The following is a 274-nucleotide window of genomic DNA, read 5'->3' as shown; positions in this document are numbered from 1 at the left end:
AGGGTGCGGCTGCACGGGTCGATGGGCAGGACCCTGTCCGCAACGCCGTGCGAGACGAAGAAGCGCGGGTGGTCCTCGGTCCGGGTCGGCACCGCGAACCCCGGCGAGAAGGCCACGACGCTCCGGAACAGCGCGCCGTTGATGAGGCCGAGCGACAGGGCGTAGGAGGCCCCGTCGGAGAATCCGCCGATGGCGACGCGCGTGGGGTCGATGGCGAAGTCCCGGAAGGTCTCCGCCAGCGCCGTGTCGATCCGCTGCACGTCGGTGCCGTAGC

The 274-nt window shown here is 71.5% G+C and carries 1 protein-coding gene; it reads right to left on the bottom strand.

What is annotated here, in order from left to right:
- The coding region (locus JT719_RS24720; protein ID WP_423227990.1) for an alpha/beta hydrolase at window positions 1–274 on the bottom strand (274 nt) is incomplete at both ends.

Origin of the sequence: Sabulibacter ruber (assembly GCF_017355955.1) — a bacterium.
GTDB classification, from domain to species: Bacteria; Bacteroidota; Bacteroidia; order Cytophagales; family Hymenobacteraceae; genus Nibribacter; species Nibribacter ruber_A.
This window is presented reverse-complemented; position numbering and strand designations above follow the sequence as displayed.